The organism is Odoribacter splanchnicus DSM 20712 (assembly GCF_000190535.1).
GTDB classification, from domain to species: domain Bacteria; phylum Bacteroidota; class Bacteroidia; order Bacteroidales; family Marinifilaceae; genus Odoribacter; species Odoribacter splanchnicus.
This window is the reverse complement of record NC_015160.1, coordinates 3,112,367-3,136,560: the sequence shown is the minus strand read 5'-3', so window position 1 is coordinate 3,136,560 and position 24,194 is coordinate 3,112,367. Positions and strand designations below refer to the sequence as shown.

At 41.5% G+C, this 24,194-nt stretch carries 28 protein-coding genes; all 28 read right to left on the bottom strand.

The annotated features are described in order from the left end of the window. Positions 1-250: 250 nt before the first annotated feature. The 28 genes from ODOSP_RS13225 to ODOSP_RS13085 all read right to left on the bottom strand — a co-directional run bounded on the left by ODOSP_RS13225 (position 251) and on the right by ODOSP_RS13085 (position 24,175). A complete protein-coding gene (locus ODOSP_RS13225) occupies positions 251-3,811 on the bottom strand; it encodes a phage tail tape measure protein (protein ID WP_013612805.1) in 3,561 nt (1,186 codons plus the stop codon). Positions 3,812-3,897: 86 nt separating this feature from the next. Then, a complete protein-coding gene (locus ODOSP_RS13220) occupies positions 3,898-4,104 on the bottom strand; it encodes a hypothetical protein (RefSeq protein ID WP_013612804.1) in 207 nt (68 codons plus the stop codon). After that, on the bottom strand, positions 4,091-4,297 hold the full coding sequence (locus ODOSP_RS13215) for a hypothetical protein (RefSeq protein ID WP_013612803.1): 207 nt from the start codon (positions 4,295-4,297) through the stop codon (positions 4,091-4,093). Before ODOSP_RS13215 ends, ODOSP_RS13220 begins: the two co-directional genes overlap by 14 nt. Beyond that, positions 4,287-4,541 (bottom strand): hypothetical protein, encoded by a 255-nt coding sequence (locus ODOSP_RS13210; RefSeq protein WP_013612802.1) that lies wholly within the window; start codon positions 4,539-4,541, stop codon positions 4,287-4,289. Before ODOSP_RS13210 ends, ODOSP_RS13215 begins: the two co-directional genes overlap by 11 nt. A 254-nt stretch (positions 4,542-4,795) precedes the next feature. Beyond that, positions 4,796-5,263, bottom strand: coding sequence for a hypothetical protein (locus ODOSP_RS13205; protein ID WP_013612801.1), 468 nt, complete (start codon positions 5,261-5,263; stop codon positions 4,796-4,798). Then, positions 5,247-6,932: a hypothetical protein gene (locus tag ODOSP_RS13200; RefSeq protein WP_013612800.1), complete on the bottom strand. Its 1,686-nt coding sequence runs from the start codon at positions 6,930-6,932 to the stop codon at positions 5,247-5,249. The genes ODOSP_RS13205 and ODOSP_RS13200 overlap by 17 nt, the downstream gene beginning before the upstream one ends. A gap of 39 nt (positions 6,933-6,971) precedes the next feature. Continuing rightward, positions 6,972-8,129: a hypothetical protein gene (locus ODOSP_RS13195; RefSeq protein ID WP_013612799.1), complete on the bottom strand. Its 1,158-nt coding sequence runs from the start codon at positions 8,127-8,129 to the stop codon at positions 6,972-6,974. Between the two features lie 4 nt (positions 8,130-8,133). Continuing rightward, complete coding sequence (locus tag ODOSP_RS13190; RefSeq protein WP_147347660.1) at positions 8,134-9,759, bottom strand: hypothetical protein; 1,626 nt, start codon at positions 9,757-9,759, stop codon at positions 8,134-8,136. Between the two features lie 92 nt (positions 9,760-9,851). Further along, the gene (locus ODOSP_RS13185; RefSeq protein WP_013612797.1) at positions 9,852-10,319 is read right to left on the bottom strand and encodes a hypothetical protein; all 468 of its coding nucleotides are present in this window, start codon (positions 10,317-10,319) and stop codon (positions 9,852-9,854) included. Continuing rightward, positions 10,300-11,049, bottom strand: coding sequence for a hypothetical protein (locus ODOSP_RS13180; protein ID WP_013612796.1), 750 nt, complete (start codon positions 11,047-11,049; stop codon positions 10,300-10,302). Before ODOSP_RS13180 ends, ODOSP_RS13185 begins: the two co-directional genes overlap by 20 nt. Continuing rightward, on the bottom strand, positions 11,036-11,614 hold the full coding sequence (locus tag ODOSP_RS13175) for a hypothetical protein (RefSeq protein WP_147347658.1): 579 nt from the start codon (positions 11,612-11,614) through the stop codon (positions 11,036-11,038). The genes ODOSP_RS13180 and ODOSP_RS13175 overlap by 14 nt, the downstream gene beginning before the upstream one ends. Positions 11,615-11,691: 77 nt before the next feature. Beyond that, positions 11,692-12,111, bottom strand: a complete 420-nt coding sequence (locus ODOSP_RS13170) for an N-acetylmuramoyl-L-alanine amidase (protein WP_013612794.1) — start codon at positions 12,109-12,111, stop codon at positions 11,692-11,694. Next, positions 12,098-12,310, bottom strand: a complete 213-nt coding sequence (locus ODOSP_RS13165; RefSeq protein WP_013612793.1) for a hypothetical protein — start codon at positions 12,308-12,310, stop codon at positions 12,098-12,100. Before ODOSP_RS13165 ends, ODOSP_RS13170 begins: the two co-directional genes overlap by 14 nt. Beyond that, entirely contained in the window at positions 12,307-13,227 is a 921-nt protein-coding gene (locus tag ODOSP_RS13160; protein WP_013612792.1) for a DUF6712 family protein, read from the bottom strand. The genes ODOSP_RS13165 and ODOSP_RS13160 overlap by 4 nt, the downstream gene beginning before the upstream one ends. Continuing rightward, positions 13,227-14,573 carry a hypothetical protein gene (locus tag ODOSP_RS13155; RefSeq protein WP_013612791.1) on the bottom strand — a complete coding sequence of 449 codons (1,347 nt, stop codon included), beginning with the start codon at positions 14,571-14,573 and terminating at the stop codon, positions 13,227-13,229. Before ODOSP_RS13155 ends, ODOSP_RS13160 begins: the two co-directional genes overlap by 1 nt. After that, a complete protein-coding gene (locus ODOSP_RS13150) occupies positions 14,570-14,848 on the bottom strand; it encodes a hypothetical protein (RefSeq protein ID WP_041556831.1) in 279 nt (92 codons plus the stop codon). Before ODOSP_RS13150 ends, ODOSP_RS13155 begins: the two co-directional genes overlap by 4 nt. Before the next feature lie 82 nt (positions 14,849-14,930). Continuing rightward, on the bottom strand, positions 14,931-15,251 hold the full coding sequence (locus tag ODOSP_RS13145) for a hypothetical protein (RefSeq protein WP_013612789.1): 321 nt from the start codon (positions 15,249-15,251) through the stop codon (positions 14,931-14,933). Positions 15,252-15,254: 3 nt separating this feature from the next. Further along, on the bottom strand, positions 15,255-15,731 hold the full coding sequence (locus tag ODOSP_RS13140; protein ID WP_013612788.1) for a DUF5053 domain-containing protein: 477 nt from the start codon (positions 15,729-15,731) through the stop codon (positions 15,255-15,257). A gap of 58 nt (positions 15,732-15,789) precedes the next feature. Further along, on the bottom strand, positions 15,790-15,978 hold the full coding sequence (locus ODOSP_RS13135; protein WP_013612787.1) for a hypothetical protein: 189 nt from the start codon (positions 15,976-15,978) through the stop codon (positions 15,790-15,792). Between the two features lie 78 nt (positions 15,979-16,056). Beyond that, positions 16,057-17,775, bottom strand: a complete 1,719-nt coding sequence (locus ODOSP_RS13130) for a hypothetical protein (RefSeq protein WP_013612786.1) — start codon at positions 17,773-17,775, stop codon at positions 16,057-16,059. Further along, the gene (locus tag ODOSP_RS13125) at positions 17,772-18,344 is read right to left on the bottom strand and encodes a hypothetical protein (protein ID WP_013612785.1); all 573 of its coding nucleotides are present in this window, start codon (positions 18,342-18,344) and stop codon (positions 17,772-17,774) included. The genes ODOSP_RS13130 and ODOSP_RS13125 overlap by 4 nt, the downstream gene beginning before the upstream one ends. 81 nt (positions 18,345-18,425) lie before the next feature. Further along, positions 18,426-18,689 (bottom strand): hypothetical protein, encoded by a 264-nt coding sequence (locus ODOSP_RS13120; protein ID WP_013612784.1) that lies wholly within the window; start codon positions 18,687-18,689, stop codon positions 18,426-18,428. Further along, on the bottom strand, positions 18,682-19,008 hold the full coding sequence (locus ODOSP_RS13115) for a hypothetical protein (protein ID WP_041556829.1): 327 nt from the start codon (positions 19,006-19,008) through the stop codon (positions 18,682-18,684). Before ODOSP_RS13115 ends, ODOSP_RS13120 begins: the two co-directional genes overlap by 8 nt. Before the next feature lie 284 nt (positions 19,009-19,292). Further along, complete coding sequence (locus ODOSP_RS13110; RefSeq protein ID WP_013612782.1) at positions 19,293-20,696, bottom strand: hypothetical protein; 1,404 nt, start codon at positions 20,694-20,696, stop codon at positions 19,293-19,295. A gap of 195 nt (positions 20,697-20,891) precedes the next feature. After that, positions 20,892-21,590, bottom strand: a complete 699-nt coding sequence (locus ODOSP_RS19765) for a hypothetical protein (RefSeq protein ID WP_148233365.1) — start codon at positions 21,588-21,590, stop codon at positions 20,892-20,894. Then, positions 21,562-22,560, bottom strand: a complete 999-nt coding sequence (locus ODOSP_RS13095) for a hypothetical protein (protein WP_013612780.1) — start codon at positions 22,558-22,560, stop codon at positions 21,562-21,564. The genes ODOSP_RS19765 and ODOSP_RS13095 overlap by 29 nt, the downstream gene beginning before the upstream one ends. Positions 22,561-22,599: 39 nt before the next feature. Further along, a complete protein-coding gene (locus tag ODOSP_RS13090) occupies positions 22,600-23,166 on the bottom strand; it encodes a hypothetical protein (protein ID WP_013612779.1) in 567 nt (188 codons plus the stop codon). A 46-nt stretch (positions 23,167-23,212) separates the two neighbouring features. Next, the gene (locus ODOSP_RS13085) at positions 23,213-24,175 is read right to left on the bottom strand and encodes a hypothetical protein (RefSeq protein ID WP_013612778.1); all 963 of its coding nucleotides are present in this window, start codon (positions 24,173-24,175) and stop codon (positions 23,213-23,215) included. Positions 24,176-24,194 lie beyond the last annotated feature (19 nt).

Here is a 24,194-nt window from a genome sequence, read left to right as displayed (position 1 = left end):
AACTCTCGGAATCAAAACCGCAGAAACAGTAGGACTTTTATGCGGTTTTGCTGTCTAGTAGGACGCGACCTGACCTGTCATATTTCCTGAAAAGTATGTGTGAAATTGCGTTGAGTGATAGGGCGGGGCCTCCGGGTGAGTATAGTCAAACCGTTTTATTTTTTTTGAGTTGATGACAACAATGAGTTTATTAGCAGTGTTTTATCTAAAATAGAACTGTATTAATTTCATTGTTTATAATCTTTCTGAATTACAACCTTTTTAAACGATTTATCATGTTTATTTCTTCGTTGTGTTTTTGCAATAGATCGTTGGAAATAACTGCTTGTCGATTACGTGGATCGGAAAGATATTCAATAAGGATTTTAATATTTTCATTGATATTCATCAATGTGTCATTATCTTGATTTGTAGTGGTTGTTGTGGTGTAATAGTTTGTTTCCATCGAACCGGTAGATGTAAATCCACCTGAAGCATACATTGGAATAGCAGACATAGTTTGAAAATCCGGTCTGATCGGAGCCAGTTGTTCCGGAGATAAGATACCGGAGCGGACCATTTCCAATTGTTGAATAATTGGTCCGGTTGTTTTGTCTTTCAGCATCCAGTTGGGAGAAATCCATTCCTGTCCGGCTTCTCCGGCAATGTACATTTTTGCGCCATCGGTTAGACCACCTTTTGCATATTCGGGAAGTGGCTGACTGGCAATGACTGCTATTTGTGCAGCCCCCATAATACCGGCAATAATAGATAATGGAATATTCGGAAGGGCTTGGGCTATTGCAGCAGCAGTGCTAATTATAGCCGAAAAAATTGATTGCGCTTTGTCACGTTTTGCCTGTTTTTTAGCTATCTCAGTTTTCTTTTTTTCTAAATCAGCATCCAGTTGGGAGGTACGGGCGTTATATTGTTCCTGGCTTATTTTCCCGGCGTTGAGCTGTTTATTGAGTAGTTCTTTTTTTCGGTTACAACTCCTTTCATATTCTTGTAGTTCTTTTTTTTCTTTATCGGCCTGAATCTGATTAAATTGTCCCCAGATATCAGCTAATTGACCGGCCAATTGAATCGCCTTTCCTATTTTCCCCTCCAGATCCTCCCAGTCTTCGGGTGACATTCCGAATATATCTTGTGGTTCTTCGTCTTCTTTTATGGAGGCTAATTCTTCATCCATTTTTTCTTTTAAAGCCAAAGTATCAATTCCATATTGTTCAGCAAGTGCGATTAATTCCGCATATTTTTGCCTGACACTAGCTTTTTCCCGTTCCGAGGAAGACATTAAAGCCTGATTAATTCGGTCTTGTGCTGCAATGGATGCACTAACTTCATTTTCCAGTTCTCTGTCAATAATGGCTTCTATCTTTTCTGAGTATGCATTATACACTTCTATTGTATCAATCCCGAATTGTTGGCAGAGAGCAATTAGTTCATTGTATTGTTGTTGAGTTTGCAAAATTTCTTTTTCTGATTCTGTAAGGTTTTCCAGATAAAGTTTTTTCCGTATTTGAGAGATTGCAGTGGCAAGCTTTTGTTCGGCTTCTAGTTTTTTGTTTTGAAGTGGATTTTTATTGTCTTTTGATGGTAGGGGAGTATCGTTTATGTCCCTTGATTTGATTGCCTGATTCAGTTGTTTTTCAGTTGCGATTAGTTTATTTTGAATCCGTTCATATTCTTCACTTTGTAAGGTCGCATTTTCCAAAGCGGTACGATACAGATTTACTTTTTCCTGAAGTTCTGTAATAGTTTTAGTACCAATCTTATCAGCGTTTATTTCAGCATTAAATGTTTCATTAAAATCATCTAATTGAGATTTAAGTGACGCGTTACTTTCTTCGAGTTTCTGGATACTTTCATTCATTTCATCAGCTGCTTCCTGACCGTTTTTTAAGGCATCATTTTGCTGTAATTTTTGGAAATTCTCATAATTATTGACGGAAGGTTCACCAAATCCACCGGAGAGAAAGCTGTTTTTTAGTGTTTGCCAGAATCCGACTTTAGTTGCAGTCTGCTTTAATTCGGCTTGTTCGGCTTTCAGTTGGTTTAATGTGGCCTCTGTCAATTTTATACGATCGCTGATTTGTTCCCGAAGACGTTGACGTTCTTCTGTACTGAGGCGATTAACATTGCTGATTGATTTGGCAAATTCTCTATTTGCATCGGTAGCTAGTTTAGTTGCTGTTTCGGATTTGGAAAGGATACTATTTTTGAGTTTTTCGGCTCTCATGGCACTATCGGTATGTTTTTCCATGAAATTCACGGCAGTGATCAAAGCATATATTCCTGTAACTATTGCTCCGACTGGATTAGCAACAATTGTTTTCCAAAGTAAGGAAAATGAAGTCCGCAATTTCAACACTCCCCGGGAAACGTTTCCTTGAGTCATCCTGTATTGTTCTGCATAGGTATTTAAGTAGGCTGTTGCCGTTGCATTCTTCATTTTTGCAGCAGCTTCGAGCAGATGTGCTGCACGGTTTTTCATGGAAGCTAGCGTAGCAAGAATAGTTTTTCCCTGAAGGACAACAAAAGCAGTAGCCAGAGCAAGAATAAGCTGTTTGTTTTCCCGGAAGAGCGTCGGGGCTTTTGAAAGATAAGTGAGGAAAGAAGTGAACGCATTGGTTCCCATGGTGATTGCCGGAGCTACTTTTTCTCCGAGATCAATCATCACCAGTTTAAGACGATTCATGGCCTGAGCGCGTTTGGCTGCCCTGTTGTTCGTATTTTTTGCTGCTTGTTCCAACGCCTTGTCCGTTCCGGTAACAGCCTCAGTATAGCGTATTACATCATCTTTAGCCATAACGAGAACTTCAGCCATTTTCGCGTGTTCTTTTCCAAAAAGGTCGGATGCTTTTTCCCCTTTAGCAAATCTGGTTTGAAGTTCATCCAATGCATCGTTCATGTTAAACAGGCCGGACTGATAACCGATTTGTTTATCTTTCATTGTTAGCAATACCTTGTCAAAGCTGTTACCGGCCTGAGATGCATCTTTGAATTTCGGGGCAATAGCTTCGACTACACCGATTGTCTGATTGGTTTTCATACCCATGAGGTAGGCAGAGGTACCGCATTTTTCTATTGCATTGGAAAGATACTGGATATCTCCCGAACCGGTCTGAGACCCCGCGGCTAGTTCGTTGATGATCCTGCGACTGGAGGAAGATTTTTCATTGAACTGATTCATGACATTAGCTAGGGATGCTGTTGCCGGTTCCAGCTCTATCTTTGCAGCTTCGCTGAGAATAATAGCGTCTTCCGTTACGGCAGCCAAAGCTTCTTTGTTTTTGAGCAGTTCCGGCCGTTGTGATCCTATTTTTGTGAAGGCGTCCAGAATATCAGTTGCCGATTGTTTGATTTTTATTCCGGACTCTGTTGTTTTTACAGACATCTCTTTTGCCTGATCGCCTAACCAGGAAAGATTTTTCCCTCCCAGTCCGGTCAGGGCAGAAAGGTTGTCCAAATTTTCCTCAAATTTTTCAGCTTCTTCGGCACACTTTTGAAAACCTAATGTTGCTCCGGTGAGCGAACCAACAAAAGAAAGAATAATACCGGAATATTTCTTTAAGCCATTGGCAACGTTATTTAGAGAAGACCACCGTTGCTCCGTTGTCCGGAGTTGCTGGTTGTGTTCCTGGATAATGGCTTTAAGGGTGCGGATTTCTTTGGCTTTCGCGTTGTATTCATCGCTGCCGCGTTTCATACGGGCAATATCATTGACTGCCTTTTGCATTTCAGTCCGGATGGATTTTATGTCATTGCTGACTTCCCGGCCGTTGATGTAAATGTTTACACGTTTGTTAATTGTGCTTTTAGATGCCATAATTGTAATATTTTATGGCAATGGTAAAGAGGATCAGAGGGGAGAAAAAGGACAAAAATAGCCCGGCGGATTGCCGGGCTGTGATATTAGTTTGATACTTTTTTACGCTGAATTTCGTCTAACACGATTTCCCCGTATAGGAATAATACAGCTTCTACTGCTCTATCCATACCTTCATTGAAATTAATCTCCAGATGTTCTACGGGTATGGTAGAAAAATACATGAAATCTTCGACGTTGTCACGGAGTTCCTGTAACTGGGCAACAAACTGAAGAATTTTATTTTTGTCCATTATAAGCCACCTTTTCTTTGTGTTCTGCAATCATCCGGCCTGTAAGTTCATGAATAGCTATAATTTCGTCGTACGAGAATGTTTCTTCGCAGCAATATCCCTTCCATGTGAAGAAATAATACTCTTCCCTTAGCTGAGAACCGTAGATAATGGTTTCATCCCGCTGGATCTTGATTGGTTCGTTAGTTTTCATAAACTACCTCCTTTCTGACAACTTCGATCAGAATATGTCCAAACCGGATAAAATCTGAAAAAATATCCTCGCAAAGTTCATGGGCAATCAGTTCTTCATTCGTATAATCTGATAAAGGCAGATTGGTTGATAACGTGGGATACATTGCCAGAATACAGGCATTGACTTCTTCAAGTTTGTGTACACAAGTCTCTAAGATTTGTTTTTGCTCCGCGACAGTGGGAGAGGTGTTTTTCTTTTCCATAATACTGAGTTTTTTGCATTTTTAAGCACAGAAAACGGCGTGCCTGTCCCGTTGCAAAAACTCTCAGTAGGGTTTCCTTTCGCCATTACAGCTAAGGACGGGGGTACACGCCGCATGCGTTTATCATGTGTTGAGTGATAGACATAAAAAATCCGCCTATGGATTTAAGGGCGGTCTATCTCCACCCTACTGAGTTTGTTTTTGCATTGCAATGATAAGGAAAATTTTTGAGGTGGCAAAGCGTTTACGGAGTTTTATTGAATTTTCATCCGCTTGAAATTAAGAATAGCCTGATCAGCTTTGTGTTCAGCAACAAGATCCGATAAGTTTTCGAATCTGGATTGCAATGGACCGTTGAACCAATCCAGTTTGCGCCTGGAGATAACGCCGGGAATGGTTCTGAAGTCGGTTGATTTTGTTTTGGGATTTCTGGAATGATTTATCCGTTCGCCTCGCATAACGACACCGTTTTTGGAAATATAACCCCGTCCGACTCCTTTTTGCAGGAAAACGCCATGCAGGCTGAAAGAAAAACCGATCCGGTCGATTTCTCCGAATGTTTTTGAAGTATTCATTCGGAATGAACGGGCCAGTGGTTCTTCTTTTGCACCTGAAGCATGCCGGCCCTTTGGGATCTTTCCCAGGATGGTCTGTCGGGTCCGGTGTCCCCAGGAGACGATATCTTTGTTGAATGATTCAATATTTTCAATGATTTCCGTCATCTTTCATGAGTTTTGCCTGACAGGTTATTTTTGTATGAGTCAGTTCGAATGTGAATTGTTTGGGGATATAGACTTGATTCCGGACCCGGATCCGGCGGATCTGGTCTCGTGTACTTGCTTCCTGATATCCGAAAATCGGAATGATCCGAAGGATATCCTCAATGGAACATTTGAAAGAAAAAGTATATTCGTTTGCGTTTTCAAGGAAATCGTACCAGGGTTTGAGTAGTTTGTTATATAGACCGTATGAGGTGCCTATTTTTAATCCCGGACGGTCGGAATAGACAGTTCCATTAGATTGTATTTCCGATGATGTTCCCAGGTTCCGATTCAATTTATCGGTAAAAAAGAAGATTAGTTTATCTGTTTTGGAAGCGTCTGGCGCGAAACGTGGGGAAACACCTCCTTCTTCGTAAAATGGATAGGGGGTATTTGCGAAATAATCCATTGGCATAGGAGATGCTTCGATCGATACCTCTTCTGTTTTTGAGAGATCGGGATTAGTTTTCAGAGGGAAGAAGCTGTTACCCACTCTTTTCCATTCCAGGATGTCGATCACGTCACCCCCCGGGGTGAAATCAGAGCCCGGAACTGATTTATAATAGCTGTTTACAGCCTGCACACTTATCAGTAAATCTTCGCGGCTTGGAGTACCGGCGTGGCTGAGTGTCCCGTAAGCGGTTACAGGGCCATCGACCTTGTAATCGTCGTCACTGAATTTTAAATGAAACGCGGTCGGTTCGTTGATCAGAACCTCATGGCCGTCCAAAACAATATCGGAGAGATCGAGGATTTTCGAATCCGCAATATCTTTGAAAAACAGAAACTGAACCATGTTGGTCTGGTTATCGACAAAGGTGGTCAGGGTAAACATTTGTTTCAGGCCGACCAATACACTATTTACACTAATGGCAGGCAAATGATTTTTGGGATATATATTATTCTTGTAGTAATATATATTTAAAGATGATGTTCCGACGTATTCTTCCGGAGATGTATCGAGAGTGTAGTTATTGAAGAATAATAATGAATCGAAAATCAGGGAATTTTTTGCTAAAGCTGAATCGCTATATGCTACGAAAAAATCTTCTGAAGTAAATATTATTTCGAGGATTTTAAATACGTAGAATATTGGAATTGCACTTTCGCTGTACCGGTTCTGTTCGGTAGATGGAAAACGGTTGACAATTTTACACCATGCCGGATTGGACGAAAACAGTTCCGGTGCGTATATTTTGGGGAGTGTAAATAATTTATGTGTGATTCCCGGGATTTGGGATGTATTGTTGATTCCAGAGCCTGTAGGAACTAATTGCAAGGTAGGAAATGTGAAGCTATCAATATTCTTATCGGCAAAATCGGCAGGGAGCTGTCGTAAAGTTACAGCACATCGGAAGACTTCAGCAACAGATGTTACAATCAGTTTTCCGGAAAACAGGTTTATTCCGTCAAAGTTCATTCGCCAGGGATATTCATAGAATTTCCCCATTACTTCGATATGGTTGCTGTAATTTAAAATTGATTCATTTCCGAGAAATGGTAAATCAAAATGATAAATGATACTTGCCGGAATGACATCACTTTCGAAAGTCGGGAAGTTCAGTTCAATCCGGATATTTAAATCATCAGGCAGAGTTAAAGCCTGGTCGTTTACGAACATTTCAATCATAATGTGTATTAAAATGAACCGTCTTTTAGACGGTTCTGGTTATGCAGGAATAGGGATGTCTTTGATAAACTGGCTCATATCATCGACGTTGTTGGCAGTAAGTGCAAACATAGTACTTACTTTATTTTTTAGGCATTCACCCGGAATTTCTCCCTGAAAATTCCATTTTGTAATTGGCGTTTTTTCTTGGAATATTTCAAACGAAAATAATTTTCCACTAAAATATCCGCCACGAGCTGTCAAAATATTCATCGCATCTTCGGTAGGTGCGATAATATCTTCTGTTGATTCCATTGCTGACTCTACCAGTATATCATTCACAAATGCAGTAAAAATCGGAGCATTATTTTCAAGTCCTAATTCCATCCTGACTTTTATGCGTTCATTTCCATTCTTTCCAGACTGAAATATAATTGCATATCCAGTTCCGTTTATAAATAGCCAAAGTACAGCATTACCACCAATCAAACTGAAATTATATAAGAATGTATCTTTCATTTTAAATTCGAAAGTAGAATCCCCAGGAATCAAATCCATTACGCAAATCAGCTTTTTATTATCTGTCGGCATAAACAAGTTTTTTGTAATGCCGGCATTAAAAGACAGGTAATCATCTACTCCGTCCGGACAACATGCACGAATAGTCGTGGGAACAATTACAGTTGGGATATTACCTTTATACCGGAATATCCCAGGTGTTTTGTATGTGAAGATCATTCCGGCACCAGGACGCTCTTCGGTCTTTTGTCCGGTGGTCATCCCGTCCATACTGTCAAGAATAGCAGGACGTAATTCATCCCCTAATAGGAAAAGGCCACTATTGCAGTCGGGAACGATAAATACCAGATTGTCATTTTTTACAAGGTTAATGAAACCGAGTAGTTTAGATTGTAATCCCGGGTTGTAAACTCTTAGTTTTACAATAAAACTTTTCCCGTCCTTTTCTCCGACACCTTCAAAGTCCAGTTTTCCTTCATCGTCGGTAATGTATAGTTTGTGGAATGCTTTTCCGGCTTTCATTTCGATATTGCCGGAGAGTTCTCCCATTTGTTCGATGGTAATGTCTGCTCCTGCTTTGGGTCGTATGGGCCATTTCGCTACATCCCTATGAAGGGCATAGTACACGATTTGTCCGATCCCTCCCATATTATTCCCGGATGGAAGGTTTTTGGTAATGTCTGTAAAGTCGATTGCCATGATATCAAATTTTAAGTGGTTTTATTATATCGTCTATATTTGCAATGTTATTTGCCATGAGGTCATATGCTGTGCCATTTTCGATTTTATTTTTTAATCTTTCGGTTGAAGATTCTCCGTTAAAATCCCACAATATAAGGTTGGTTTTCGTTTCGCTAATTATTTTATCTATACTGAAACTAATTAGTTTACTGTCTCCATAAGGAACATTATTTGTTTTTTTGAATAAGTACATGAAATTAGTTGTATTGGTAATTTCTGCCTCTGATAACGTCAGTGTTTCTGGTAATGAATTGATTTTTAGCCCAAATTCCAGAGTGTTGTTATTGTTGGAAACAGAAAGCTCAACTTTTACACGTTTATCAATATTAACCGAAGATGATTCCTGATAAAACATGTATTTTTTGCTTTTACATAGACATATGATTCCAAATATCAAACCGCTGTAAAAAAATTCCAGATAAATTCCGGCCATTAGTCCTAAGGAAAACATGGATCCGTTTCCGGGAATCATATCCATCGAATAAACTATTTTCTGCCCAGGGTCGCATGGGAATATATTCATCATATTTGTCAGCGTCGGGGAAGTAATTGTAAAATAATCATCGACTCCGTCCGGACAGCAAGCCATGACCGATTCGGGCAGTGGTTCAGGAGTACCGGATGACAGAAGATGAAAATTCAGGTTTGCAAATGAATATTTGAATGTATAGAAATGTAAATCGTCGGCATCCGCATAAATGTTGAATGTGCCTTTTTCTATATTTATGGGTAACAATACATTATTTTCTGAAGTGTAAACTGAATCAGAAAGAATGAATTCTTTGGACAGGAATGCCATATCCCTGGTAATATATCCGGTTGTTACTTCAAAAATTTCAGAGTAATCTGTGATAATACCCTGTGCATATGAATTGTCACGTTGGTATGTCTCTTTATCTGTCTTGATAGAGTTAGAAATTTCTGAGACAATGATGCAGTCAATACCACCGAGTCGGTTAAGGTATAAAATAGGCTTATGGGCTTTTACTATCCGGACAACATCATAGGTCATCCTTTTTTCGCACATAGTTTCTCCGGATAACCAAAATGAATATTTTTTGACCCCAGATAATTTAAGCTGCTGTAATCCAGTTGGAATGGCGTACATTTCATATTGCGATGTTGTAGTTATACGTCCAAAAGAAGTGGTTCTGGTAGTTCCGTCTGTATAGGAAAAACTGGAATTGATAGTATAGCTTCCGGGATTCAGAATTAATGCTACCAAAAAATGGACTCCGTCGGCTACTGTTTCGAAAGCTTGAAAGTTTGTCAGAAAATCATTTTTCCGGATAAATTCAGACGGAGAAGCCGGAAATTTTCCTTTTACAGCAGTCAGTATATCTGTTGTTGTGGAATTGATCGGTATGTAGTTACCCTCTTCAGTAAAGACAACTTTATACTGCAAAGTGAAGCCCTTCAGTTTGCAGTATTCGTTAGTCTCCAAACCGGGGAATTCCGGCCTGAGGCGGTTATCGATAATTTTGCTGATATCCATGTCTACATCCCCGTCAGCATTTGGATATAACCGCATCAATGGCAATTCTACGACTTTATTGGCGGACTCAATGAGTTGAATCTGAGCTGTCATTTTATAGTTGATCGTATTGGTCCGGTCGGTATGTACCAGGAAATACATCCGGTTGCCGGAAGCGGATAATTCCTCCGGTTGTTGTTTTATTGTTATTGCCATACCGTCAGATCCTCCCCGATCTTCGTTTTAAATGTGAAGCTGATCCGGCAAAAGGCATAACCAAGTATCGGGTTTATAAAATTAAGCCCTTCGGCAGAATTGATTTCAAAACTGGTCATTAATGGAAGTCGCTGCCGTTTATCATCAACCATTTTGGACAGGATCTGTCCTGCAATAATTTCGGTCCGCTCAAGTGTCTCACACCGCTTTGCCGGATTGAAAATGTCGCATTTATCGACAATTGAAAAAGCACCATGCCGGTTCTTCAGGATGTTGTCCGGAGAAGAGCCTGCAAAGTCAAAGTCGAAGCCTTCGACAACCAGACAGGGGAAAGCCTTTATACTGGCTGTTTTGGAAAGTAGTTCATCGAGTTCGTACCGGCAGAATGTTTTTATCTGTTTGTGCTTATCTGCAAGTTGCTCAAAATAGTCGGCTATGTCAGTGTAATTTTGCTGCATGTTCTCTTTGTTTTCTGGATTCCTTAATCTTTCTTGTGATGAACCTGAACACTGAATTTATCGGTATCTCAGCGTATTTGTCCTGATCTTTCAGATCGTCACCGACGATATCGTCGAAGATTTCAGCCCAAGAACCGGACTTTTTTCCGGATGATTGCTTCTGAGCCGGAAAAATAAGGGGATATCTGTCTGCGATCCATTTCCGTACCAGGCCGTAGTTTAATGCGATTGCTTCAAAAATCTGCAGATCGGCTTTTTTCAGTTTCGGTACAGCCTGATCTGCTGATTTTTTATCGTATCCGGTTCCCGGAGTGTATAAATGTGCTATGAAATCACGTAAGATGTCCGGATTTGCGGTTTCAGCATATTGCATGTAGAAACTATCTACATAAATGAATTGTAAAAATGTCATGTCTGCCAGTTTGGGCCGGGGAGCATAAAGAGTGCCCAAGCCCGGGAAACAAACAGATTCTATATTGAAACTACTGGTCTTGGTGTCTTTTTGAATGAAGTCGAAAAGTTTGGCCAGTTCATAGACCTGATGTAAATTCATTTTCCGGACTATTCTTTTCGGGACATTGAGCATAACTGCAAGGAGGGTTGTATCGTCCTGACGTTTATGCAATGCGGTAAATTGCCGGCAATTCATTTCGCTCCATGTCGTGGGGAAGGAGGTGATGATCTCCCGGTTCCGGAAAAAGCTTTTATATGTAATCTTAATTTCGTGCATATCTTCTGAATAAAACTATTCCCAGCATGACTGATATCCAGAGCCAGACATTTTTATAGAACGGATCTTTTTCCGGCACTATGATTCTGGACTCCATTTCCCTGATGGTCCGTTCAAGTATCTTGATTTTATTGATATAAATGAGTGTGTCGATATTGATCGGATTCTGCCGGAGATTTAGCCAGGGCACACTATTGGTAATTCCGGCTTGCGCATAAGCAAATTTGGTAGACGTTTCCCAGGGCGGAAGACTAAAACGGCCAGACTGGAGCTGATCGAGGCAAACCGTATCGTAGACGATCGAATCCGATGTGATCCGGACAGTATCTCCCGGAATTTCTATCCGGAAAGGAATGGAATCCCTGATTGTGATGGTGTCCCTGACTATACGTTCGGTGTTTGTTGTAAAGGACCTGTATGGCCGGCAACTGGCAAAAAGGAGTAAAGACCCGAAAATAATTACACTTACCGGACCTTTTTTTCGAAGCATGGAATCTTTACTGAAGAGAACGAAAAAACCGCCGCAAATAAATACAGAAACTTCCGTCAGGGTAGATTTTTCCATAAACACCAGGATAAAACAAGTTATTAAAATTGCCAGTCCAAGAACTGTCGTTTTCCAATTTTTTAAAATCCTATCGATCATACTTGCTTGGTTTTAAATTCGTTTTTGACTGAGAAACAAGGGCAATCCTTATGTACTCCGGGTAAATCGCGGTGTCCGGTGATTTCTGCCTGTGGAAATTGTTGTTTCAGACTGGCAACCAGATCGTACATTGCTTGTTTTTGTTCCGGTGTCCGGTTGTCTTCAGGCTGATTATTGTCTCCTTTTCCTCCGGCATAGCAAATACCGATACTGTTTGTGTTGTATCCGGCGGCGTGCGCTCCTGGCTTTTCTATCGGGCGGCCCTGCTCTATCGCGCCATCGCGGCGGATGACATAGTGATATCCAATGTCGTTGAATCCGCGCTGAAGATGCCACTGTCTGATTTCGTTCACACCGATGTCCATCCGCGCATAGGTGTCCGAACAATGGATTACGATAAGGTTAATTTTTCTCATGTTTCCTGCGTTTAAGGGTTTGAATTATTTTAATGCACCACCAAATCAGAGCCAGGATCGGAACCAATGTTCCGGCAAGCTCACTGACATTGCGGAGACTTAACCAGTCGTTTACCTTAATCCAAACAAAAAAGCTGTTCAGGCCGACCCCTATGCTGTTATAGAGGTAATTCCATAGGTATATGATGTGTTCTCTCATTGCCAGGTAGTTTTTTTGTTTTTATTATCCCGGATCAGCGGATTGGTATTTGTCGCTCCGGACAGATGTTTCTGAAGCTCGCGTAAATATCTGTTTGCCATATTTCTGTATTTTGAAACCAATGTGTTGACCAGGATTGTATCCGGTGGGTTCTTTTCCCGGATACCGTCGGCTGCGACTCTTCTTTCCATCCAGATTCCGGCATTGTCTATGTTTACTCCCATATCTTCCATGGCGTAGGCAACAGCCAGACAGACAATAACAGGGCGAACCAGTTCGATGGTGCGTTGTTGTTGATCTGAAATGGTGCCTGATAACACTGCCTGCCGGAGTTCACTCAAATCAACGATATCGGATATATCCAGATCCTCGGCCCGTCTGATAAAAGCTTGCAAATAACGGAATACGATATGTCCTATTGGTTTGTAATATTGTGAGAAAACAAACCGGTCCGGGATCAGTTCTCCCCGTCCGGCTTTGTAATACTCAGACTCTTTAAATTCGGGGAACGAATCTATTTTGTCAAGAAAATGATTGATGATAAGGTCGAGCTGATCGAAACCATTTCGCCTGAAGATCTGTTTCAGGTCTTCCTCCTGATAACGATAGAGAGAATCGGTATTTTCTCCGGCAACCCGGGCAAATCCTCCGGAAAGCAGGAGTGTATTCAGGAGTGTGAAATTCTCATACACAGTGATGTTTGCAACTGCTTTCCGGCACATTCCGATTTCATCGGGGAACGTTGTCTGATCTTTTGCGATCCGGTTGAACAGCTTGGTCCCAAGCAGAGCGATTATATATGTGTTTTCCGTAGCCAGTAAAAGATTTTGAATCCGGCTACAGTCGTAGGATGATGCAATCTGAATGTAGTCCTTCAGTTCATCAATTAGCTGATCTGGGTTTTCTGAGAATAACATTATGCCAGGTTTTTAGTGGTCCCTGATCCTGAATCGAGGGTTGTTAATATTGTATTCCGGAAGCGTAGCTGTATGTCTTTTACTCCGTTGAACTCCAGCATTGCTTCGATGGGATCGAGCAGGTTCTGCCGATCGAGCCAGGCCATGGCGATGTTTACCAGAAAGGCTTCGCGGATATTGCTTCCGCCCTGATTTCCGGCATATGTGCCACCAGGCATTCCGGCACCCAACACATTCGGATTGACCATCAACGAAAACAGGATTTCGCTGTTTGCAGCTGCTGAAGTGACCAGTTTGTCGTCGGCTTTGTATTTGTTATCGAGAGGTTCGATAATCCACTGCTCTTCAGGCCTTCCGTTGTTTCCGATCGTGTAATGGGTGAAAATGGCTTTGTTTGCGTTCTTTGTATCTGTCAGGCTTTCTTCGATAGCGTCCATTTCTTCCTGAATCTTTTGCCGCCGTTCTTCCGGATTTTTGTAGTCTTTTTCCGGATACCGTTTGTCCCAGTACGCATAAGGTATCTTTATATGCCAGGTCCAACTGATTTGATTTTCATAGGCTTTGTCCAGGAAAGCAGGGATTTTATTGGCTATACTTATCCATCCGGCTAATTTGGCAGCCCACCAGGCAGGCATAGGATAAATGTCGCTACTGTCCCACTCGTCGCGGAGCGGATAGATGTAACTTCTTCCGGCAATTTTTCCGGCGTAGCGGATACGCTCGAGGTCGGCCAGGGGATCGTAGTTATCGAGGACTGGATAAACTTCGATATTTTGGGGATTAGAGATATCCGGCCATTCTCCGGAGACAATGCAGTTTTCAATTATGCCGTTACGCGGCTTTGTCAAACGGCAATGCAGGGCGTTGATGGCATTTATCCCAACGATCTGATTCCCTGCTATATTTGGGATCAGCTGTGGAAAGGATATCCCGAATTTCAGGATATCCCGGTAGGCATTTGCAAGATAACGCCGGACTGTCCGGGACTGAAGGAAATTAATAACCTGAGAATCATTAATGACTTCTAACAGCTCATTGCCTTTTGCGTCATATCCGGCAACTTTACAAGGAAAAACGCCTTGCCCCATGACAACCCGGTGAAGGAATTTAAGTCCGGTGCTGAGAACTCCGGTTTGCCCGATTATTGTTGCTGCTTTTTGTGGGAAATCGTTGGAAGTGGTCCAGGCGCAACATTCGTAGTTCCCTACTTTTACCGAGTCTTCTACTTTTTCGGTTTGTACGGAGGATTTAACTGTTTCGGGTATGCCGATAGTAGAAGCGAAGAATTTTCCGCCGTAGGCCATTAAGGGAGTCCCGTTTTCGGAGGTGAGCAGCTTTACACTCATAACACGACCTCCTTTCCGTTAAAACGAATGATTCGGTCAATTCCTACCGGAGTGGGATGTCCGGTTGAGTTACCGTTTTTATCAACGGGAAGTACTCCCCTGTAACGGTTGGCTGCCATGTCCATGTTCAGACCGCAGCTTACCCCACGCGGGATAAATACCCGTTCGCCGTTTAATTTATCGAAAGTAATACTAAAAACTTCCTGTTCCCCGGTTCTCGGGTTTGTTTTAACATCCATTTCCTGAAGAACAGTTTTTCGCCGAATCGTTGCCATTGTTCAAATCTTTTCGGCGAAAATAGGAGGGAAGGAAAGGAGAAAAAAGGACAAAAAAAACGGAGCTGTAAGCTCCGCTTTTCTAAACAGTATCAAATACTCTTTCGGCTTTTTTCCAATCGTCCGGAGGAGTAAATTCACAGTCGTTTATTACTTCTTTGCCATTTATATTTCCATACCGGCAATATATTTTCAGACAGTTCCGGAGGTCGGACAATGTTGTTTTTACTTGTGCCATTTCATTGCGTAGCTCAATATATTCCTCCGGTCGGGGAAATACACCGCGCAGGTGAAACATTTTATTGGCCAGTTCTTTTTCTTTAGCCTGGTATTCATCAAAAGTTTTAACCAGGGATTTTACAGAAATCTTGCCATTAACTGAATGCTTTGTCAGATTAATCATAAATTACTCCTTTCCTGTTTCTAATTTTTTTACAGTGCTTCTTTCCTGGGTAGCAATGACTTTCAGGTGTGCAGCGGCTTCCTGCATTTGCTTTGCAATATCTTCCAGTGCTTCAGCCATCCGGACGATTTGCTCATTTGTAAAACATGCCGGTTTACCATTCACCAGATATCCGTTTATCCGCTGATGGATCCAGAATTTTGATTTTCCGAAATAGTCTTTTGCAATAGATGCAAATGAAACGATATTGCCGATCCGCTGTAATTCGTTCATGACACTAATGTGCGATGCCAGTTCGAGGGTTGGTTGCATTCCTGCACGAGCAGCCTCTTGCAGCTCTTTTTTACTGGAGTCCGGAAGGCTTTCGAGTTCCTTCAGCCGGGCATCCAGATAAGCTTCTTTTTCGTCGGTTGTTAAACCTTCCATTCCGCGGAGGATATTGTCTAAATCCTCATTGCTAAAAAATGTTGTCTTTTTCATACTTCCTCCTTTTTTATAATCTTTAAAATGTGTCCCCCGAAGGGGACACGTTCCTGGTTTATTTCAGTTTAGAGAACTGATCCAGAATCGCATTAATCAGCGTTTCTTTTTCTGTCTCCGTCAGCCCCATTTGTTTCCAACCTTTCGAGTAAAGAAGGAAAAGGTTTTCCAACATTGCCCGGTGGAAGGTGGTGGGCTGATCGCAACTTTCAATAATTTCCAAGAACTCTTTTAAAGATTCCCTCATAAACTTAGTATTTGGGGTTAAACTTCACTACAAAGATAATAAACTTTAGTTTATTGCAAAAGTTTTTGCCGACTTTTTTCAATTTTTTATTCGAACGGGGACAAAAGTGTTGTTATTGAAGCGTAATGCACTGTTGAATTTTGTCCAGATAATTTTGTCGATAGCGTCGCCGAAGTGGGTTGCTTCCTCGGGAAGTACTCCGCTCCGGCTGCTTTCGCTTTTTTTGTCCTTCCCGAAACGGCCATCGTGTTCGGTTACGCGGGTATTATTCATACTGATAATGGAGAATTTACACCGGACGCCGTTAAACCGGATACCGGGGAAACGCGGATCTGCTTCCTTGAAAATATTTTGGATGAGCAGGAATTTATCGTGTTGGGGTGGCTCCATCCCTTGATGAACGTGAGGAATAACGTACCAACCGTTTGATTTCAGCCGTTCGATAGCCTGTTCGTTGTAGCTTTGTGAACTGTTTGCCTGTCGGTGATCTCCATATCGGTCGCGGATGTAAATGATGGTACGTTCCTGATGATGTTCGTAGTAACGACAAAATGAGTCGATCAGGGCATTTATCATTGTTGTGGGTGCCTGATCGGGTTTGACGAAAAATTCATTTATAAAATTCTGCAATTCTATCTCAGAAAAAAGGCCGGTGACAAAATCGTAATTCCGGGGTTGGCTGACGGTCATCAGGCTGATCCGGGCACCCCAGTCGAATGAAAGTTCCAGAGGTTTGTGTGTGTCACAATCCGAATCATAGCGGCAATCTTTTTCGGAAAGCCGGTTCCAGTCGAAATTTGAATCTTCTGCTACGTCCCGGATAAAAGCGTCGTTCGTAGCATTATAATAGATATGGCGGTCGGAGAGTGGATAGTAGCAATCTTCTACTTTATCGATCACCATGTTCATGATCTCAATCAGGAAGGTCAGCAGCGTTTGTTTTTTATATTCCCGTCTGATATAGGAAAAGCCTACGTTTTGGATATTATCGAAAGCATTGGCCAGCGTGAACAGTGTGCCGTCTTTGCTGACAAAAGGTGCAATACTCTTTTTCAGACGAACCGTTTCGTTCCAGATACTTTTGAATTCGGATTCTGATTCGCAGTCGAGCAGCTCCAACTGTAATTTTATTATCCGGTTCCAGATTTCGAAAAGTCGGATTCCGCGTTCTTTTTCATAGTAGTTGCCGATATCAAGCAGCCATTTTTGTTCGGCGGTGTACGGCATGGAACTGGAATAGTGGAAACCATGGTGCCAGGGGATCGGTTGCGGACTGTGTGGTCCGAAAATACCTTCATTTCCCCGGTTGGTCGGTGATGTTTCTTCGTCGTAACGTTGTTTATTTATTGTCAGTGCTTCGTCCAGAATCTCGTAATCGACGGATGCTCCACGCGCTGATCCGGCGCGGTCCTGAGAAAGAAGCAATAAGCCGTTACCATTCGAAAAGCTAATAAAATTGTCGAACTTCATTACTTTTTCGTAGGGTTGCAGGAAATGATCCGGCGGTCGGCGGTTGATGACGTAGTTGCCGGGATCTTTGGCTGAGACGTGCATTTTATAGCCCATACTTTCAAGTAGTTTAAAAGTGGATGGGAGTGTACGTGTGAGCAGCTGTCCGAAAGTCTGTCCGGTTACGGCAGTTAAAGCCCGGGGCATGGTCCGGTTAATCAGGTTGATGTCCCAGGCTATTCCGGCTGATTTCCCGGTGCCTCGCCCCCAGATATCGGCTTTGTTTTTGGCCTGAAGGAGTAGGCCGATTTGTTGTGCCGGGTTGAATTGTATTTTTTGCTCTATCATGAGTTCATGATTTCGGTGATGTCATCGTCGGTAGCCGGATTGATCAGAGCGTCTGCAATGCGTGTGCGCTGATCGATGGGTATGTTCAGGAATTTGTTCAGGTCGAGGTTGTAGGTATTGTTGTTGACCTGGATCGGGATAACGATCTGATGTTTTTCCAACAGACGCGGATCGATGTTATTCTCGGGAGCTTCGCCCAGGGCTTTTATCAGATTTGCCTGAGCTGCTGCCCAGGCTTTCAGATTACCGGTGTCCTTTGCTTTCTGGCAGAGTTCGATAATATTGTTTAGTAACCAGTTGCGCCAGAGTTCATAATCGAAAGTTTGGCGGCTGTTGAACATACGGACGGCGTTCCGGCAATCTTCATAAGCCTGTGTCCGGCTCAGGCCGGGATACTTTGCCTGAAGGATGGCAACTGCATTTTTTGTTACCGGATTTTTTTCCAGAAGTTTGGAGGCAGAGACCCAGCGGTTGAGCATTTCACGTTGCCGGAGCGGAAGGGTAGATTCATTTCCTTCCAGGATGTAGGATTTGATGGTTTCGTAGTCCTGATTTTCGAGTGCTTTCATAGCGATGTTTTTGCAAAGGAAAGCAGGATCCGGACGATGGAAAAGGACAAAGAAAAGCCCCGGCGTGAACCGGGGCGAAGTTTATTTCTGTTTAAGGGTGAGCAGCCAGACGAAAGTCGGCTGTCCGGATAAAGGTACGCATGTAAAGCCGTTTGATTTCAACGCCTCGAAAATATTTTCCAGAGGTATCGGATAAACGGAATTGAACATTTCAGCGATTTCGGACGATGTGAAATGTTCGTCGGCCTGCTCCCAGGACTTTGCCGGAGCATAACGCTTTATGAATTCACACATCAGATCGTTAAGGGCCTGTATGGCCTGTTCTGTAAGTTCTTTTTTACACATGGCTTTCCTCCTTTTCCAAAAGAAATACAGAAGTATTACGTACATTCAGTTTTTCAAGACTGGTATAGGCAGACATCAAACAGGATGCACAAACGTTCATTTCATCAGTGAATTCCTGAATACTACCATTGAATTCTTTTGTGTAAGGTCTCAGATCATCATCCGTTAGTATTGCAGATTGTATCCGGATTCTATTAGCAATACTGAAAATCTCCCGGGCTGCTCTAAGAAGTTCAGATTTAAATACATTAGCAGATTTCGGTAACAAGAATTCTTGTTTTTGCTCCGCGACAGTGGGAGAGGTGTTTTTCTTTTCCATAATACGTGATTTTGAACTTTTAGGCACAGAAAACGGCGTGCCTTTCCCGGTGTTCAAACTCTCACGTAGGGTCCCTATGATCATTATAACCATAGGACGGGGGTACACGCCGCATGCGTTTATCATGTGTTGAGTGATAGACATAAAAAATCCGCGACTCGGATTCGAGGGCGGTCTATCTCCACCCTACGTGATAATGTTTGAACATTGCAATGATAGGTAAAATTTTTGAGGTGGCAAAATTGAAGGGAAAGAAAAAGGCGAAGCTAGTCGGCTATGCGTATTTATAGATCCTTTAAAACTTCTTGTTTCTCATTTTTTTTGACAAGATTTTTATACTTCTCACTCTCATACATAACTCCGAGTGATGGAGTAAAATTGTCTCCATATAACATTAAACGAATATTGGTTGATTCTGTTTTCCAAGTGGCAACATATATTAATTCACCGCTTATTACAGCCATTCCATAGTTAGCTACATCATCTTTATATAGATTTCCTTTCCAAACCATTTTATCTATTTCAGGCTTTCCATATTTTTCAGTCAACAGATTTTTCAAATTTTTAAAATCGGATATATAATCATTATTATTCACATGCTTTTCTTTTATCAAATAAATGCCATTGTATAATGTATCTTCTATAAATTGATAAATAATCTGACATTCTAAATTGGCTATTTTCCCTTTATAGAGTAACATATCAGTAACCCCATCAATAAATTGTGCTGACTCTATTTTTTGTACTTGTTTTTTTGATATACCCCATTTAGTATTTCTGAAATCATCAGATTTAACTCCAATGTTTTCAATTATAGTTTTTTTTGAAGATTGATTTTCTGGTTGTTTATCAATCGGTTGTATTCCTATTGTGGCAGTTTGAAAATCTTTATGTCCCATAAATACCGACTCAACAGAATAATTATCTGTTAACCATTTTGTGATTGCAGAATGAACTTTGATAGAACTGTCTATTTGAGTGATTAATGGTTCACCAAATATTGATTTAAGGATACTATTTATGCTATCACGAATAATATCTGAGTTTTTATCTGTTAATTTGAATAATGGCTTTAATGTTACCCGTGTCAGAGTTTGCGTGGCATTATTTATGACGAAATTCATTCTCATTCTATAATTTCCAATAAAAATATCTGATAGATAACTTTCGCTATATCCATCTTTACCAAAGCTCGATTTTGGGATATTTTTTAAATTCTTGCTGTAAAAATTATTTATTTCCCGTTGAGTTTTATACCAGGGAATATTAGATAAAATATCTGTTAAGGTGTATAATATTATAGGTGAAGATGGAATTATTGTATCTATTAAAGGTGAAGGAGGAGTTATTTTATTTTTTACCAATCCACTGATAATTATTTCTCCATTATTTAAAGCTTCCTCAAGATTCACCAAAAAATTGAAAGTGTAAGCATAATATTTGTTGTCGATTTCTTTGAAGAATGATATTTTTTGTTGGCTTCCTTCATATTGTGAAGGAACGTTGAAATTTGATCTGGTACGTACGAATTGGAAAGTATTGTTTATTGCAATTCCTTTTTTCAAAATGATAATGTCGTTGATACTAACAGTGTCATTTGTAGAAAGAATAACAGAATTCTTTATTTTTTTTTGTGCAAATAAAGAACAACTTATACACAGGCAAAAGATCAATAATATATGTTTCAATTCTGACAATTTAAAGATTAATTTATTGTTCTAAACAGTTAATGTTTTTGCAAATATATGAATTATTCTGAAATTCTGCTTTGTTTTTGAATATCCCGGAGCATTGTTTGTGCCGGTGAGCTACCTGATAATGCAGATTGTGTGATGCTTTTCCGGAGTTCGATATCAGCTTCGTAATAGCCCTTGTAATATGCTTTATATATGTTTCCAATCTCGGAGCGAATTTGTGTTTCGAACATTTCCGGATCTATTTCCAGAATTATTGCAATCTGTTTGGGGGTGTAGAACAGTCCTGCCAGTTCCTCGATTGTTTCCAGTTCTTGCTGTGTTAAATTCATGTTCGAATACGGTTTTGTCAAAATTGAATATTTCGTCGGAAATAAAGATTACACCGCGTTCCAGTTTGGGATTTGTTGTTGCGTTCTGGCTGCTGACTACCGATATCTTCCAGGCTTCATTTTCGATTGTTACAACTTTAGCATGTACGCGAAGGATTTTATACGGAAAATTGGCAGATAGCATCTGAAGCGGTTTGGCTTTACAGACCTTTACACGCGGATCGAGGAGAAAACGGATGGAAAGGATTCCACCTTTTTGATATTTCCGGATGATCTTTTCGATAGCATCCTGACTGATTGACCAGGTACACATGTTGATATGTGCCGGACCTGTTTGCTGAAGAATGTAAAACATTAGTTCGTGGAGTGAAAAGCTGCCATAACTCCAAAAGTTTATACAAACATTATGCTCCAGTATCCCGATCTGTTTCCGCAAGGATGTTTCTGGGTCAGCCAGATTCCTGCATTCAGAAACTGGTAAAAAAAGAACCGGTTGATTTTCCGGTTCTTTTGTGTTTTGCTCTGTTTTATTCAGGTTTTTCAGATCGATCAGCATCGTTCAGCTTTGCTTCGATTTCCGCAAGTTCTTTTTCTTTCTCTGTTATCCTTACTTCGAGTTCCCTGCGTTTCGGACAATCCGGCATAGGGTTTGGTTTATCCGCTTTTTTCTGGCTCTGATATTCGAGCTGATTTTTTGCCCGGGTAATAGAGCTGCGCAGGTTGTTCCGTTTAATGATTAACTGGCCGGAATCAGTTGGATCTGAAGCTGTTTGCTGATTTGGGACCGGATAAAGCTCTTTTTCATCCGGAACAATATCCTTTTCCAGATAAGCTTTTTTAGCAGCGTAGAGGATATCCATACGCGCGGAAATGGATTCGATTTTTTCGATAATTTTCCGGCGTGTTTCGATATTTTCCGGCGTGTTTTCGTCCGGTGTATCGTTTTCCTGTTTTTTCAACATTCCGCGCTCGTTATAGAGTCGGGAAAATTCTGCGATAATCTGGTTTATTACCGGAGGGTAGTTACCGGCAGGAACCGGATCACCTGCGGCCATGGCTCCGAGCGTTTCGGCTGCGGCCTTGGCTTTGTCGGCAAATTCTTTTGTTTCGTTAGCTGCTTGCTTTGCTTCTTCCGAAAATTCTTCAGCACTGTTTTTATGCTCTTCGGCTGCATTGGCAAAATCTTCAGCATCTTCTGCGAAACTTTCGGCTTTGTCGGCAAATGTCTCAGCCTTATCGGTTGATTGGGTATTGGTCGGATTCGGGGTAGTTTCATCAGATCCGGAATCCGGGACCTGCTTGTTATCAGGTTCCTGAATTTCTAATGTCTGATTAAAACCAAGACCAATCAGTTTTCCGAGTTCATAAGCGAGCTTTTCTGCCTGGAATTTTTCCCTACCGGGAAACAGGCGTTTCAAAACCGGATTTTTCCCATATTTTTGATAGAGAAAAACTCCGTCGTCGTAATTCCGGTCGCTATTTAGCCAGTTGGTTATTTCGATTTGTTGATTCTTAATAAGTCCCATTTTTGTAGAAATGTGGTCCCGGGAGAAACCGGGACCTGGTTACGCACCTGGTTCAGTTACAACAGCAGATGGAATTGTGCCAGTGTACTGGCAAATATTTGCTGTTTTATACGAGAATATCATTCCGGCACCCGGACGCTCTTCAGTCTTCTGTCCGGTGGTCATCCCGTCGATACTATCCAGAATCGCTCCCCGCAGTGCGTCACCTAACAGGAAATTATTGCCATTGTTGTCCGGAGCAATAAATACCAGGTTCTCATTTTTTGCAAGATTGATGAAACCAAGTAATTTACTTTGCAATCCCGGATTATAAATACGCAGCTTCATGATGAAGCTTTTCCCGTCTTTTTCTCCTACACCTTCGAAATCCAGTTTCCCTTCATCGTCGGTTATGTAGAAACTATTCATTTTTTTTCCGACTTTCATTTTTATATCTCCGACTAAAGCTCCCATTTTCTCCATAGTAATGTTTTCAGTGTCGGTGGTTGGAGGTGTCGGCCAGGATAGTACGTCACTTTGTAAAGCGAAATATACCAACTGCGGAATACCGCCCATATTCTGACCATCCGGGAGATTTTTATCAATATCAGTAAAATCTACAGCCATTTTTATATAGTTTATTAGCCCGAGGCTATGGTTAAAGAATGACAAATTATGCTCCTTCGCCGGGAGTCTTTGTAATGTTCGTCCAAACAAGTTCGTCCAGAGCGATTCCAACACCTTCCTGCCAGTCGGTCAGAAGGGATACGGTACGTTTGCTCTCCTCGATTTTGAAGGTTTCTTTGTTCATTGTTTTGTCAGTAATGTGCAAAAGATTTGCTTTCGGCGTGATGAACAAGTCTGTGCAAGATCCCATCGATGGGAGCGGACATACGCGACTGGGTGAAAAATCAATACCGAGATCGATCTGCTTAGCAGAGGTGATGTCGTAGAATCCCTGTGAACGTTTGTCGCGGAGATATGCCCGTGCAAAAACCGGAGCCATACAAACAAGCATCTCTGTACCTTGGTAAACGTCCGAAATCTGATCGATAGCAGCTTCTACCTGGTCGAAGACAGTTGTTTTTGATAACGCACCGATATCGGTAAGAACGTGAGATTTATCGGCGTCTACCCCTTTCTGGATAAAGCTTTTCAGGCCATCCATGACATCTTCCGGTTTGTTGGCTGTTTTGGCAGTCGGTGCTTTGTACTTACCGGTGTAATAGGCTTTCATTTCCAGATCCTCATGAATCTTCGGAATATATACTTTCTCGATCATGTAACGGATAAGCGGCCAGTCCTTTTTGGACAAATTGTTTGAAGCCAGAAAACCCAGCCAGGTATCTTCGATATCGTCCGGAAAAATATCGATATCTATTTTCATGTGACGTTTCCGGATTTCGTTCGGAACGAATATTCCCGGATCGGAAGGGGTCCAGTCTTTCTGGAAAGATTGGACAAGACTCCCGACAGTAACGGAAGACATCCGGTAAATTGTCTCTTCCGTTTTGATCGGAGTCATATAGGAGGGAGTAACAGCACCCTGGGTCAGCATCCGGAGGATGTTGTTCATGTTCTGACCTGAGTTCAGATAATAGGCACCGAAAGCGGTGATAATTTCAGATACATTCATTGTGTTATTGATGTTTAAA